The sequence below is a fragment of the Neobacillus drentensis genome (assembly GCF_021560175.1).
GTDB lineage: Bacteria > Bacillota > Bacilli > Bacillales > Cytobacillaceae > Neobacillus > Neobacillus drentensis_A.
In genome coordinates, this window is sequence record NZ_CP091110.1 from 3,349,185 (window position 1) to 3,363,195 (window position 14,011).

Annotated in this window: 13 protein-coding genes; 3 read left to right on the forward strand and 10 right to left on the reverse strand. The window is 39.8% G+C overall.

Translation table 11 applies throughout. The features are described from left to right. Positions 1-549 (reverse strand): copper resistance CopC family protein, encoded by a 549-nt coding sequence (locus tag L1999_RS15690; protein ID WP_235739409.1) that lies wholly within the window; start codon positions 547-549, stop codon positions 1-3. A gap of 232 nt (positions 550-781) precedes the next feature. Between L1999_RS15690 and L1999_RS15695 the strand changes: the two genes are divergently transcribed. Then, positions 782-1,345: a DUF1259 domain-containing protein gene (locus L1999_RS15695; protein ID WP_345790853.1), complete on the forward strand. Its 564-nt coding sequence runs from the start codon at positions 782-784 to the stop codon at positions 1,343-1,345. A gap of 52 nt (positions 1,346-1,397) precedes the next feature. On the opposite strand, the gene L1999_RS15700 is transcribed toward L1999_RS15695, so the two are convergent. Next, a complete protein-coding gene (locus L1999_RS15700; protein ID WP_235739410.1) occupies positions 1,398-1,979 on the reverse strand; it encodes a DUF421 domain-containing protein in 582 nt (193 codons plus the stop codon). Positions 1,980-2,150: 171 nt separating this feature from the next. On the opposite strand from L1999_RS15700, the gene L1999_RS15705 reads away from it, so the two are divergent. After that, entirely contained in the window at positions 2,151-2,597 is a 447-nt protein-coding gene (locus L1999_RS15705; protein WP_235739411.1) for a hypothetical protein, read from the forward strand. Between the two features lie 27 nt (positions 2,598-2,624). Here the strand turns inward: L1999_RS15705 and L1999_RS15710 are convergent, their stop codons facing one another. The 6 genes from L1999_RS15710 to map form a co-directional block, all read right to left on the reverse strand. Then, positions 2,625-3,710: a PrsW family intramembrane metalloprotease gene (locus tag L1999_RS15710; protein ID WP_235739412.1), complete on the reverse strand. Its 1,086-nt coding sequence runs from the start codon at positions 3,708-3,710 to the stop codon at positions 2,625-2,627. 58 nt (positions 3,711-3,768) lie between these two features. After that, entirely contained in the window at positions 3,769-4,704 is a 936-nt protein-coding gene (locus L1999_RS15715; protein WP_235739413.1) for an NADP-dependent oxidoreductase, read from the reverse strand. Positions 4,705-4,800: 96 nt separating this feature from the next. Continuing rightward, on the reverse strand, positions 4,801-5,769 hold the full coding sequence (locus tag L1999_RS15720; RefSeq protein ID WP_235739414.1) for a ring-cleaving dioxygenase: 969 nt from the start codon (positions 5,767-5,769) through the stop codon (positions 4,801-4,803). Between the two features lie 13 nt (positions 5,770-5,782). After that, on the reverse strand, positions 5,783-6,388 hold the full coding sequence (locus L1999_RS15725) for an alpha/beta hydrolase (RefSeq protein ID WP_235739415.1): 606 nt from the start codon (positions 6,386-6,388) through the stop codon (positions 5,783-5,785). 180 nt (positions 6,389-6,568) lie between these two features. Then, entirely contained in the window at positions 6,569-8,047 is a 1,479-nt protein-coding gene (locus L1999_RS15730) for a SulP family inorganic anion transporter (RefSeq protein ID WP_235739416.1), read from the reverse strand. 268 nt (positions 8,048-8,315) lie between these two features. Continuing rightward, on the reverse strand, positions 8,316-9,056 hold the full coding sequence (gene map, locus L1999_RS15735; protein WP_215045867.1) for a type I methionyl aminopeptidase: 741 nt from the start codon (positions 9,054-9,056) through the stop codon (positions 8,316-8,318). Positions 9,057-9,405: 349 nt separating this feature from the next. Between map and L1999_RS15740 the strand changes: the two genes are divergently transcribed. After that, positions 9,406-10,719: a D-serine ammonia-lyase gene (locus tag L1999_RS15740; RefSeq protein WP_430539967.1), complete on the forward strand. Its 1,314-nt coding sequence runs from the start codon at positions 9,406-9,408 to the stop codon at positions 10,717-10,719. 48 nt (positions 10,720-10,767) lie between these two features. On the opposite strand, the gene L1999_RS15745 is transcribed toward L1999_RS15740, so the two are convergent. After that, on the reverse strand, positions 10,768-12,273 hold the full coding sequence (locus L1999_RS15745; protein ID WP_235739418.1) for a pyruvate kinase: 1,506 nt from the start codon (positions 12,271-12,273) through the stop codon (positions 10,768-10,770). A 148-nt stretch (positions 12,274-12,421) separates the two neighbouring features. Further along, a complete protein-coding gene (locus L1999_RS15750) occupies positions 12,422-13,780 on the reverse strand; it encodes an arsenic transporter (protein WP_235739419.1) in 1,359 nt (452 codons plus the stop codon). Positions 13,781-14,011 lie beyond the last annotated feature (231 nt).

Genomic DNA, 14,011 nt, shown 5'->3' on the forward strand with positions numbered 1-14,011 from the left:
TTACTGCTTCCTTCTAAATAATAGGAACAAACCTATGAATAAAAGCACGACAATAACTAGTGTAATCGTTGTTTTTGAAAATGGAGTTGTTTCACTAGTGGATTTTGTTTGCTTTGGTTCTTCCTTCTTGGCTTCTTCCTTCTTAGGTACCTCTTTTTCCGTTTCAGGCTGCTTTGTCGTAGTATTTGGGACAACAGCTTCCGCCTTATCAACAGAAAAAGCTATTTCTCCGGATAAGGGGTGTCCATCTTCCCCTGCAATGTTCCATTGTATCGTATAGGAGCCATTTTCCAATGGTGATGGCAACTTGCCCATCAACTGATTCCCTTTTGGTTCAACGCTGATAAAAGGAATTTCCTTTCCATCCTTTTGTAACTTCATGGTGCTTAATGATTCAATTTCTCCTTCGTATGTAAGGACGATATCTTTTAGATCCTCTTTCACCATTGCTCCGTTTGATGGATTAGATGTGGTTAGTTCCGTATGTGCACTTACAACGGTTGGAATAAATACTAAAATGCCAATGATTAAGAATAATAGTTTTTTCATTTTAACTCCAAATTCTCTCTTGAATTTTTTCTTACAACTTTCTGCCTGTTCCACTTTCTATTTTAAAGTAAAAAAATATAATTGAAAATAGTTCTCAACAGTAAATTTTACATTAAGGAAATTACCGCTAGTCGTATTTAAAAAAAGGCTTTTTTACTATGGCCATCTGTCCAATCCCATTTCCCGCCTCAGAATATCCTATCTAGTGAGAATTGGACAAGGAGTTGATTATATGGCAAGGAGAGAATTTGATAACTTAGGAAATCAAACTTCTTATAGAAGTTCAACGAACGATCATATGGATTTCTTAAGAAATGACGAATTCGATTTTATTTGGATGGAAAAGATGGATCACAATAGTCGTAAACATGATCATAATTGCAAATGTCATGGGGATGGTAATGATTCAACCATGTGCCAAAAACTAGCCGATATCATCGGAGGAATGGTAATTACCTCAACACCTGTTTGTGTTGTTCAACGCCTTCGAAATATCAACGCAACCATTTTAGGCCGACGCACGCAATCCCCACTGGCACTGCCATTTGCGCTTTCATTTGAAGACAATAGAAAGGGTAAAACACTTAACCTTGGTGAGACTGTGATTCTTCAAGAAGAAATTAATCCTTTTCTATCTGCATTGAGAAAAAGAGGCCTTATTGTTACAGCTGTGCACAACCACTGGCTATTTGACAATCCTCGCTTAATGTATATGCATTGGGAAAATGTCGGCGACCCAGTTGAATTTGCGAAAAATAGTTTTGAAGCAGCAAAAGAAGCAGGTCTATTTAAATAAAAGCAGCCACCGGTGAAAGTGGTTTTCACCGATGGCTTTTTTTTATGACCTGTTAATTTAGGTATTCAGGATGTTTTTGCGGGGTATTGGGATAAATTTCATTGAAGATATTCTGTTCTGCATCTTGACTCTCATTTTGTTCTGAATGAATCCTCATTAGTTTCTTAAACTCGCCAATCGTTAGTGGTTTTGCCTCTTCTTTTAACTCATAGCCTAATTGTCCATTTGGTTCAATCGTTCCCATTTTAATATCTGATATTTTTGTAAGGCCCATATTACGCATCCGCATTTCCAGCCCATCGACCGTTAATCGTAACTTCTTTAAATTTTTTATATTTAACTCGCCGTTTTCAATCACAATTTTGGATTTTCCCATTATTAATTTTTCAAATCTGTTAAAATGAAGCTGGATATATTCTACTACTATAATTGACACAACAAAAATAACAGCCCCGCCAATGGCTTTAACCATGCTTACCTCTGCAATAGGCTCAACGATCAGATGGCCAAGAGAAACTATGACGATTGTTTGAGCAAGGGTCATCTGTGATATCGACTTTCTCCCAGCAATCCGAAGCAGGAATACACCCGTAAAGAATAGTATAAAAGATTTTACGATAAAGGATAAATCCATTCAAAATCCTCCTGTAAATTTCACTTTTACTACTTTTCCCCATTTGGAAGAAATTATGTACTTAAAGGATGCCGAAGGGAAACCCGTCCAAGGAGCAACGGTCAATCTCAGGCGAGACGGCGTCGAAGGATTTAGTATGTCTACTCCTAGCGATCACAATGGCAATACACGATGTATTATTTACCGGAAGAAGATGAAAATCATTACTTCTATGTTCATTACAATGGGATCAATTATACACTTCCTCGGTATAAAGTTTATAATTTCCCTGGTACTGTAAGCGTTAACATGAATGTGACTCTTCCGAAGGATGGGACCATTATTGTGGATAAACCTCCCACACTTGTGACAACAACGGCCCCTGGAGCTTTTTATAAAGGAACACTTATTGGGGTCAATGTTACTAGAGGGATCAGGTATTCCATCTCGATCCCAAAACAGGATGGTTCTTTTGTATTAACGATGCCAAAAAAGGAATGGAATAAGCACCCTAGTTTCTTCGAGGTAAGTTATGCTCATTTTCTTGAGAAAAGCAAAAAATCAGGTGAAGTGATCAATTCCTCCTTTATTCCCGCGCCAAAGGAAACAGAACCAAATCATATTCAGGCCACAAACTAAAAACCAGCGTTTGCTGGTTTTTTTTTGTTACTTCTCCATGATCGGATAGGGAGTTTTTGAAATCATTTTTTTATTGCCAATTTCTTTAAGACCTGCGCGAATCAGCAGGAAAACTACGATCCAAGAAGAGATCATCAAGAAAATCTGCCCAAACGGGAACATCCCTGTTATTGGCGTATCCCAAAGAGCATGCATTAAAACAACTAAGAAAAAGACCCGTAAAAATTTAAACTTAACTAACATACTGAACGTAAAGGGCTGATCGCCTTGGACTCTACAGAAAGCAGCACCTGTCAATGCAGCCCAGGCTACATGTCCACCGGGAGCCAAAATACCGCGCCATAGCATGGTGATGTATAGAGTTTTAGCATCCCCGGAAAGCATGGCCCTTAGGGCATATCCCGCTGTTTCAAAAGCGGCAAAACCTGCACCTACGGCAGCACCAATGAGAAGTCCATTAAGGATAAACCGGTATTTACGGTATCGGACGAAACTGATGACCGTTATCGCTTTGGCAAGTTCCTCGGCAATTCCAATTGTGATCGGATTAATCGTATGCCTTAGAATATCAAAAAATACGAGGGCAACTAACATGGAGAGAATCCCACCAATAAATACAACATAGATAATTCGATAAAAAGCAATATTTTGTGGAGCATTCATTTCCCAAAAAAAGATTAACGTGGTCAAGGGTACAGCAAAAGCACCGACAATGATAAGTCCAGGGATAAAGTTCACATTTCGGAAATACGCAACGCCTATAAACAAGCCGACGAATGCAATGACCGCAAAAATGAATACCCTGGCAAATAGCCAAGGCTTTGGCCAAGTATCCGTTACTTCCGTTATTTTAGGTGTGGTAAGTGCAGTGCCAACGATAAATAGCCTCTCTGCCTCTAGTTCACTATGATTTCGAAAGACACGCGAAAAGACGTTTTGAAATTTGGGCTCAACCGAACGTTCAAATCTCGGAACCATATCTACATAATGGGCAAACTCATAAAATAAGCTGTTATCGTCCTCTTCTGTATTCTTCTTAACGAACTTTTCACCGCAGTTTAAGCAGAATTTTACCCCTTCTGGATTTTTGTAGACGCATTGCGGACAGTTCATATTATTTCACCCCTCTAGGTTTACTTCCCGCTGTTTTTTTACTTTTTAGACTCGGCGCTTACTGGATCTGAATAACAATCTTTCCTTTAGCATGATGGGTTTCACTTAAAGCGTGCGCTTCCCTAATTGCAGTTTCTGTTAATGGATATTTATGTCCGATTATCACTTTTGCTTTATCACGCTCTAATAATCCTCCAATATGAGCCAACTGTTCCCCATTTGGTACTAGCCAAACAATACCAGCTTTAATCCCTTTTTCTTTTGCCTTTTGTTGGTTTGGTTCTGACACAATCGATACTAATTTGCCGCCTTCTTTTAAAATAAAAAAGCTTTTTTCTTGAATTTCTCCGCCTAAAGAGTCTAAGACGAAATCAAAATTCGTCAAGATCGATTCAAAGTTCTCTTTTTTATAATCAATCACCTCATCGGCACCAAGCGATTTTAAGAATTCAACATTTGAGGTTCCTCCTGTTGTAGCCACATAGGCACCGGCATTTTTCGCAAATTGGATGGCAAATGTACCGACTCCTCCGGCTCCTGCATGGATAAGCACCTTATCCCCTTTTTTTACTTCTCCAAAATCAAATAGACATTGCCAAGCAGTTAAACCCGCCAGTGGGACACAAGCTGCTTCATCGAAGCTGATATTGTCTGGAATTTTAGCGAGCAGATGGGCATCAACCGTTGTAAATTCTGCGTATGTTCCCCGATTTGTCGTATCAGGACGAGCAAACACTCTGTCGCCAATTTTGAATTGATCGACCTTATTCCCTACAGCTTCTATTACACCTGCAGCATCCCACCCTAATATAATTGGAAATTCAAAAGGCATCATTGCTTTTAGGTAGCCTTCACGTAATTTCCAGTCAATTGGGTTAATCGAAGTTGCATGAAGTTTGACGATTACCTGGTTGTCACCAGGAATGGGCTGATCCATTTCTTTTTCTTTTAATTGCTCTTTCCCGCCATATTGCTCAATAACAATTGCTTTCATTATATACCCCTTCATATAATTCTTAATTACAGTTAATTTAACCAACTAACACAAATAAAAACAGACGAATTTCTCGCCTGTTTTTTAAAAGATAAATCAATTCAATTCAAGAGGACGCAAGTTTGCTTCAATTTCTGCCCGTCTCGGTTCTAAAAATGGTGGTAATGCCAGGGTTTGCCCCATTGTTTCCATGGGCTCATCCGTTGCAAAGCCTGGTGTGTCGGTCGATAGTTCAAACAATATGCCGTTAGGCTCTCTAAAATACAGTGCCTTAAAATAATAACGTTCCACCTTGCCAGAACTAGCGATACGGTTGTCCTTTAACCGTTGTACCCATTGATTGTATTCTTCTTCATTTGGTACTCGAAAGGCCACATGATGAACGCCACCGCGTCCAATCCGTGCCCGCGGTAAATCAGGTCTTCGTTCAATATGAACTTCCGCTCCTGCACCACCTTCTCCTGTTGCATAAACCACTATCTCAGGGAAGTCCCCTTCAAGAGAAGGATAGGAGCTTACATAACGAAAGCCCATTACTTCTGTTAGAATTCCAATTGTTGGTTCGGCAATGCTGACGGTCAGTGTTACAGGACCTAATCCAATAATCGCATGTTCAACTGGTATCTCGCTTCGTTCCCAAGGAACCCCTGCACGGACCCTTTTTTCGCCATTATCCGCAACAAGGATTAAGCGAGTTCCATCAAAATCACGAAAAGCCAGGGTATCACGGCCAGCTCGTTTTTGAATGGAATCATGTTCAATTCCCAGTTGTTTAAACCGCTCTTCCCAAAACAACAATGAATCTGTTGTTTTGACCCTTAAAGAGACAGTAGATATATCTGAGGTTCCCCGGTAAGAGTGGCCAAGGCCAGGAATATCAAAGAAAGTAACTTCTGTTCCTGGTGTCCCCTCGGCATCCGCATAGAAAAGGTGATACGATTCTGTATTATCTTGATTGACCGTTTTCTTAACTAGTCTCATTCCTAAAATTTTGGTGTAAAATTCGTAATTTTTCTCCGCTTTCCCTGTCAAAATCGATACATGATGCAGTCCTAATAATTGCATGCCAAAACCTCCCTTAACTGACAATTCCTTTATACCATTTTGCTGCTTCCTCTATCTCTTCTCTGGTTAATTGATGGCCGCGATTTTCCCAATGAAGTTCGACCGATGCGTTGGCATCTTGCAGCAATGCTTGCAGTTCCTTAGATTCCAAAGGTGAACAAATCGGATCATTTGTCCCTGCGGCAATAAACACTTTCGTTCCCGTTAAATCAGGAAGCTCCACCCTCCTCGGAACCATGGGATGATGAAGAATAGCCGCTTTTAATGCGTGCTGATAATGAAATAATAAGCTTGCCGCAATATTGGCCCCATTTGAGTAGCCAATAGCAATGATATTATTCCGGTCAAATTCATATTTCTGGGCTGCCTCATCAAGAAACTCGTTTAATTCTTGAGTACGGAAAACGAGATCTTCTTCATCGAAAACTCCTTCTGCTAGGCGTCGGAAAAAGCGAGGCATTCCGTTCTCTAATACATTTCCACGAACACTTAGTATGGAGGCTTCATCATCAATCATTCCGGCCAGCGGCAGCAGATCCAATTCATTTCCTCCGGTACCATGAAGTAAAAGCAAGGTTGGTTTTGCCGGATTTTTTCCTTTTTGAAAAATGTGTTTCATTTAAAAGTCTCCTTTCAAAGTACGTATTCTACTATTGTTTCCAAAAATCATTCGAATTTTATTTCGAAGTTAAGTATCTTGAATATGAGATAATAGTAATACATCCAGTTGAAATAGTCAAATAAAAAACACGCTGAGTTTTTTCAGCGTGTTGCGTTGAATCGTGGTAACGAGCCTTGTTTAATGACCTGCCACTTTTTCGAGACTGCCTGGCTTGTTATGAACAGCTATTTTATTCATAAGCTTATGACTCTCCGTATTTAACCCTTTAAGGTTTACTTTCACACCATTTTGATGGTACTTAATCACAATCTTATCAATGGCCCCTACAGCGGAATCATCCCAAAGGTGCGCATTGGATAAATCGATGTCAATTTCCTCTATGTTTTCTTTAAAGTCAAATCCATTAATAAAGTCGGTAACAGAAGCAAAGAAAAGTTGGCCCGTCACCTGATAGGTTTTTTTAGTAACTCCTTTTGCTGAAATACAGGTTACTTTTACTTTAGAAATTTTTGAAGCAAAGAAGATCGCGCTAAGGATGACGCCTACTAAAACACCCAACGATAAGTTGTTGGTCATAACGACTGTAATAACTGTCATAATCATGACAGTCGAATCCGTAACAGGCACCTTCTTAAAATTCTTCAGGCACGACCAATCAAAAGTGCCAATCGACACCATAAACATAACGGCTACAAGTGCTGCCATCGGAATTTGAACAAGGAAACTCTTAAGTAAAACGATAAGAGTCAATAAGAATGCACCAGCGATAAAGGTAGACAAACGCCCTCTTCCCCCTGATTTAACATTAATAACAGATTGTCCAATCATGGCACATCCAGCCATACCGCCAAACAAACCTGATACAATATTGGCGATCCCTTGTCCTCTGGCTTCTTTGTTTTTATCACTTTCTGTATCGGTCATATCATCGACAATCGTTGCAGTTAATAATGTTTCCACCAAACCTACAATCGCAATCGATATCGCATAGGGAAAAATAATTTGTAAGGTTTCCAAGTTAATCGGGATATCAGGAATTAAAAATACCGGCAGTGTAGAGGTTAATTCACCTAAATCTCCAACTGTCCGAACATCGCTGCCTGTCATAATCGAGATGACGGTAACCACAAGGATGGCCACTAAAGGAGCAGGCACCGCTTTTGTAAAACGAGGCAGAATATAAATAATCACAAGTGCTAAAGCGACCATTGCATACATCTGCCAAGTAGCCCCTTTGAATTGGACTAATTGAGCTGAGAAAATTAAAATCGCAAGTGCATTCACGAAACCCGTCATCACAGAGCGTGGGACAAATTTCATCAAACGGCCTAGTTTTAATGCCCCCATGATGATTTGCAGGACTCCAGTCAGGATGGTTGCGGCAAGTAAATATTGCAATCCATGTTCTTTAACTAGTGATGTCATTAATAAAGCCGTAGCTCCAGTGGCTGCCGAGATCATCCCTGGTCGGCCGCCCACAAAGGAAATAGTGACGGCAATACAAAACGATGCATACAACCCAATCATTGGATCGACACCGGCAATGATAGAAAAGGCAATCGCTTCTGGGATTAGGGCCATCGCCACCACTATCCCGGATAAGATATCCCCCTTGATGTTTCCAAACCATGAATATTTAATTGAACTTAAATTCAAATAAAGCACCTCTCCCTTTTATAACGCTTTCGCTTTTTTTTTTGACTTTCAACTCTCATGAAAGCCGGGGCCGTTGTGAACAGAAAAAGTATAATGGAATATGACAATTTTGTGAAATCGCATGTAAGCGGAGTTATTTAACGAATGCTTCCAATATCTTTATTTTCCTTGTGGTATCACCATCAACTCAACAATTAAAAAAGAGGTGGTTTTTATTCAAAAAAGTCAAAAAAAGAAAGCGTACATCTATACGCTCTCCCTCCATGAATTATTTAGTTAAGATAATCGGGCCATCCTTGGTAACAATCAAGGTATGCTCATATTGTGCGACAAAGCTTTCTTCTGTCACATACGTCCAGCCATCATCTAGTTGGAATACTTCCTCGTCATGGGTAGAGATAAATGGTTCAAAGGCAATGACCATTCCTTCTTTCAACAGCCCATGGTCCGAGGTTTCATTATAATTATAAATATACTCTGGTTCTTCGTGAATGGTCCGGCCAATACCATGCCCTGTAAGGTTCATGATGACCGTTAACCCGTTTTGTCTTGCAACTTGATGAACGACTTTGCCCATACCGGTAATTCTAGCGCCCGGTTTTACTTTTTTTAACCCTGCTTCAAAGGCTTCCTTGGCAACATCACAAATTTTCGTAAGAATTTCCTCGCCTTTGCCTACAACAATGGAAACACCAGTATCAGCGAAGTAACCATTTTTCGAACCGGAAACGTCGATATTCACTAAGTCCCCTTCTTGAATCACACGTTTTCCAGGGATTCCGTGTGCAACTTCTTCATTCACACTGATACATGTAAACCCCGGAAAATCATACTCGCCTTTTGGTGCGGAAATGGCACCTTCTTTTTCAAAAAGTTCACCGGCGAGATCATCAAGCTCTTTCGTAGTCACGCCTGGAACGGCTCTTCGGACTAATTCATCTCGAATAGATGCCACGATTCTGCCAATTTCCTTTAAACTGTTAAAATCCTCTTCTGTTTTTGCAATCATTGGTCTTGCCCCATTCTACATAATTTAGTTGTAAAAACACCATAACTTAGATTTTACTCGTCCTTACGCTAAAATCCAAGTATTGATGATTGTTCAAATTTTTTTGAAAATGATTCTGACTTTCCCTTCGAGTTTTGTCCGTCGATTAAACCGCCATGAAAAAGGCAAAACCGCTGATAAACTTCGAAAACTGCCGATAAAAAACCAAAAGCGCTGATAAACTTTCGAAAACTGCTGATAAACTTCCGAAAACCGCCGATAATTTTCTTACAGTTCAGCCATTCACCTTACGAACAAGGGGTGATACACTTAACTTATCATGTTGAAAAATGAGTGGAGGAATTCCAAAATGCCATCAGAAAAACAAATCTTACTCGAAAAGATGAAATCACTCGAAGAAGTTTTTTGGTTCAATCCTGCTATCCAAACGGCTCAAAACGCCCTCCAAGACGCTCCGCTCACGTTTGCGGATATTCAAGACGCAGAACAACGATTAAACCGATTCGCTCCCTACATCGCTCAAGTTTTTCCTGAAACCAAAGGTACCAATGGCATCATTGAATCCAACTTGGTAGCAATTCCGGCAATGAAACTAAAATTAGCGGAGAATTACGCTCAGCCATTTTTGGGAGATTTATGGTTAAAATGTGATAGCCACCTCCCCATTTCCGGCTCGATTAAAGCAAGAGGCGGCATTTACGAAATCCTCAAACATGCAGAGGATTTAGCCATCGAAAATCAACTTCTTAGCAAGGAAGATGAGTATACTATTTTAGACAGTGAAGATTTCCGGCGTTTTTTCTCGAACTACTCGATTGCGGTTGGGTCGACTGGTAATCTAGGATTAAGCATCGGGATTATAAGTGCTAAATTAGGTTTTAGGGTAACCGTCCATATGTCAGCTGATGCGAAACAATGGAAAAAGGATTTGCTTAGAAGTAAAGGCGTCCAAGTAATCGAATATGAGGCGGATTATAGCAAAGCAGTGGCTTCTGGCCGTATTCAGGCTGAATCAGATCCTCATTGTTACTTTGTAGACGATGAGAACTCAAAGCATTTATTTCTTGGATATGCTGTGGCGGCGATCAGGTTAAAACATCAACTTGAAGAGCTTGGAATAAAAGTGGATGAAGATCATCCCTTATTTATCTACCTTCCTTGTGGTGTCGGCGGTGCTCCCGGAGGGATTACATTTGGTTTAAAACAATTGTTCCAAAACCATGTCTACTGTTTTTTCGCTGAACCTACTCATTCACCCTCCATGTTACTCGGACTAATGACAGGGCTCCATGACAAGATCTCCGTCCAGGATTTAGGTATTGATAATGTTACCGCAGCGGATGGACTGGCTGTTGGCAGGCCTTCTGGATTCGTCGGCAGAATTCTTGAGCCCATTTTAAGCGGGGCTTATACAGTTAGTGATGAGGAGCTTTTTAAACTTTTAAAGGATTTAGTTGATACAGAGAATATAAGATTAGAACCCTCGGCTCTCGCCGGGATGATTGGCCCGGTAAAACTGTCGCAGAAAGGCCATTTATTTTTAAAAAAGGAACATTTGTTAGAGAGAATGGAAAATGCGGTTCATATTGTTTGGGCAACTGGCGGGAGTATGGTTCCTGACGAGATCATGGAACAAGATTATAAAAAAGGCTCCTATCAATAGAATGATAGAAAATGGCGTGTCAACGATATCGTTGAAACACGCCATTTTCTATGATTTGCTTTTTGGGTCAAATATTCCATATTGTGAAGTTAAATCCAATTGCTGCTTCTGTCTAGGCGGATCAACTACCCCTGTATTGACTATTTTCACTAACATTTTCACTGCATCGATAACAAAAGCTCCTTTATTTAACATGATGCAGTTTGCACGAGTCCCATAGGCTGCATCGGTCATTTCTGCACGCGTGGGGATCCCTTTTTTTGTGAGCTTTTCCAGTACACCTGTTGCCCATATTACAGGAGTGTAAGCGGCCGAACAAATGGTTAAAATTTCATCTTGTACAAAGGATAAATTTTCTAGACCGACCTCAACGGCCAAGTCGCCTCTTGCCAACATAATACCGAATCTCTTAAAATGTAATCCTTCTAGAATGATTCTCGCCAAATTATGGATTGCATCCTTTGTTTCAATTTTAGCGACAACACCCATATCCGTGCGATTAAGTATGTCTAATTCTTGCCGCAGTTTTCGTAAATCAAGTGGGGAGTGAACAAAAGATATTCCTACAATATCTGCGTGCTTAGTAATAAACGGTATGTCCGCCAAATCCTTTTTCGTTAAGGCCGGAAGATTTAAACTTAACAGAGAATCTGGCAAATTTAATCCCTTCCCTTCTTTGATCCGGATCGGTTTGAGCGCGGGTGAATCAATCTCTACTTCCACAATTTCTTTGGTAACCTGTGTGACAAATCCACGGATTTTCCCATCATCGATAAAAATAGAATCGTTTACGCGAACATTTCTAAACGCTTTTTCCAGTGTAACCGGAACGCCAGCCGGAGTATTTTCAAGAGCAGGGTGCCCACTAGCTTCGGAATTCAAATATAATCGGAGCCGATCCCCTTTCATTACTAAAATAGGAGCAGCCGGCAGTTTCCCAACCCGTACCTTGGGACCTGCTAAATCCATATAGATTTTACAATCATTTTTATGATAGTTTCCTTCCAGCCTCAACTTTTTCTCTACATCTCTTATTGCATCAATGAGATCTTTCCATATATCCTGATCATCATGAGCGCAATTGATTCGAGCAACGTCCATGCCATTACGTAGTAACTCCTCTATCTGGCTCGGATTATTCAAGACTTTAGAATCCACTGTGACCATAATCGCTGGTTGGTTCATTCGGTTCCCGAAAAGCTCATTTGTCCGTTTTGTTAAGATTTTACTTGATTCGTCCGGAGTGGGAACCAGCAAATTTTTTTGCGATGGTAAAGAGATCGGTAAATAACCTACTATTTTTTCTAGTGTATATAAAAGGTGTTCAGGTGATTGCATCAGATCAGCTAGCCCTTTATTCGTAAGTTCTTGACGCAAACTCAGTAAGTGCTGTTCCCGAAGTACTAGATATGAAATCAAATTGTCTCGACACATCCTCGCATCGCCCTGCAAGTCATGTGGATCCACTAGATGATAACTGGATTGAATGATTTGTTTATAGATATTTTCTAGCCGTTGTGCTAATTCTTGTTGGTTTAGCGGGAATTCTACCACATCCCCTTCACATCCTTGTATCCCGAACTTAATAAGTGTTCCCCCTTATTTAGTATTCATAAATGAAAAAAGTGTGTAGTGATGTTTTAAGCAAAATAAAAAACAAGTTTAATGAATGAGGAACTTTCATCAAACTTGTTTAGATGACCTATTTTACAAAAATGAGCATGAGCCATAGATACAAACTGATTAAGGTAAAGATTAAGGTTGGCGGTATGACGATTAACGTCACTTTAATGTAATCTACCCAGGAGATCTTAATTTTGCTTTTCTTTAAAATATGCATCCAGATGAGGGTTGCCAAAGTTCCAATTGGCAGGATAAGGGATCCCATATCACTTCCAATTATATTAGCTAAATACACCGTTTTCATAATGAGGGGGTCCAGTCCCATTTCTGTTAATGCCAAAGTGGAGACCATTAAAGCAGGATGATTGTTAAAAATGTTGGATAAAAAGGCGGTTATGATCCCCATAGTCAAGCTTGCATGTAAGAAGCTGTCTTGTACAAGCGGTTTAAGATTCTGAATTAAATAGGCCGTTAATCCAATATTGTGTAATCCAAAAATGATCACATACATGCTAAAGGCAAAAATTAAAATGTGCCAGGGTATTTTTTTAAGGATATCCGTTGGACTCACATTTAAATACATCCATCTCCATATCAATAGAATTAACGAGCCACAAACCGCTACTAATGAAACGGAGATGCCGATAAACGAAGCGGCAAAAAGACTAATTCTTACGATAAAAACGAAGAATAACATTTTCATCATTAGGTTCTTCTGTTGGGTAAATAGGCTTTCAGAATTTTCTTGGAGAGGATGGAATGGACGGTTTTTCTGCAAGGGAATGGAGTACGAATGGAAGCGGATTTGGGATGGGATGTTCTTTTTAAAAACGAGGAACAACAAATAGGCTAAAAACAGTAAACCCAAGACCCCCGGAACAAACATCATTTCGGTTTGAAGATAAAGGTCCATTCCAATAATTTTCAATGCAATCAGATTCACAATATTGCTTACACCAATCGGAGCACTTGAAGCAGTGGCAATTAAAGCTCCACTTAAAAGAAAGGGAATTTTTTCTGCGTTTTTTAATTTTAATTTATTTAAAATTAAAATCAGGATGGGTGTTGTAATGAGAATACTTCCATCGTTATTAAAAAACAACGTCATTAAAAAGCATAACAGCAAGGTATACCAAAATAAACGGTAACCAGACCCCTTTGAGAGTTTAAGCATTAGTGCCGCGGTCCAGCTGAAAAAGCCGATGCTCTCAAGAACGATTGCCATGACAATCGTGGCTATAATGGTAATCGCAGCTCCCGTTACCTTAGAACTGATGTCAAGCAAGTCACCTGTTGACACACTACCGCTCAAGAAGACCAGAACCGCTCCAATCGTAGCTGGTATCGCTTCGTTCATATTTTTGGGACGGATGAAGATCATCACCATAGTTAGAATAAAAGCTGTTATCGTAACAATCACCGTCAAATGATGATACATAAAAGTTAATTTACTCCCTTCATTTTGTTTCCTTCTGATTTTTTTCGCTTATTCTCTTCTTGTCCTTGCCATATAGTACGTCTAACATGAAGGCTTGTTCTAAACGAATATCCCGTAATCACACAAATCAGCATTTATCTAGATAAATATTTTTGTACTAAATAGTAAATTGCCTAGCAGGTTACTTTTAGGCACTTTACTCTGTTTAATTGAATTAGGTATTTATGTAGA

What these genes read in the sequence shown, in the direction of transcription:
- L1999_RS15690 (WP_235739409.1), bottom strand. Translation starts at nt 549, where the DNA reads ATGAAAAAACTATTATTCTTAATCATTGGCATTTTAGTATTTATTCCA.
- L1999_RS15695 (WP_345790853.1), top strand. Translation starts at nt 782, where the DNA reads ATGGCAAGGAGAGAATTTGATAACTTAGGAAATCAAACTTCTTATAGA.
- L1999_RS15700 (WP_235739410.1), bottom strand. Translation starts at nt 1,979, where the DNA reads ATGGATTTATCCTTTATCGTAAAATCTTTTATACTATTCTTTACGGGT.
- L1999_RS15705 (WP_235739411.1), top strand. Translation starts at nt 2,151, where the DNA reads ATGTATTATTTACCGGAAGAAGATGAAAATCATTACTTCTATGTTCAT.
- L1999_RS15710 (WP_235739412.1), bottom strand. Translation starts at nt 3,710, where the DNA reads ATGAACTGTCCGCAATGCGTCTACAAAAATCCAGAAGGGGTAAAATTC.
- L1999_RS15715 (WP_235739413.1), bottom strand. Translation starts at nt 4,704, where the DNA reads ATGAAAGCAATTGTTATTGAGCAATATGGCGGGAAAGAGCAATTAAAA.
- L1999_RS15720 (WP_235739414.1), bottom strand. Translation starts at nt 5,769, where the DNA reads ATGCAATTATTAGGACTGCATCATGTATCGATTTTGACAGGGAAAGCG.
- L1999_RS15725 (WP_235739415.1), bottom strand. Translation starts at nt 6,388, where the DNA reads ATGAAACACATTTTTCAAAAAGGAAAAAATCCGGCAAAACCAACCTTG.
- map (WP_215045867.1), bottom strand. Translation starts at nt 9,056, where the DNA reads ATGATTGCAAAAACAGAAGAGGATTTTAACAGTTTAAAGGAAATTGGC.
- L1999_RS15740 (WP_430539967.1), top strand. Translation starts at nt 9,406, where the DNA reads ATGCCATCAGAAAAACAAATCTTACTCGAAAAGATGAAATCACTCGAA.
- L1999_RS15750 (WP_235739419.1), bottom strand. Translation starts at nt 13,780, where the DNA reads ATGTATCATCATTTGACGGTGATTGTTACGATAACAGCTTTTATTCTA.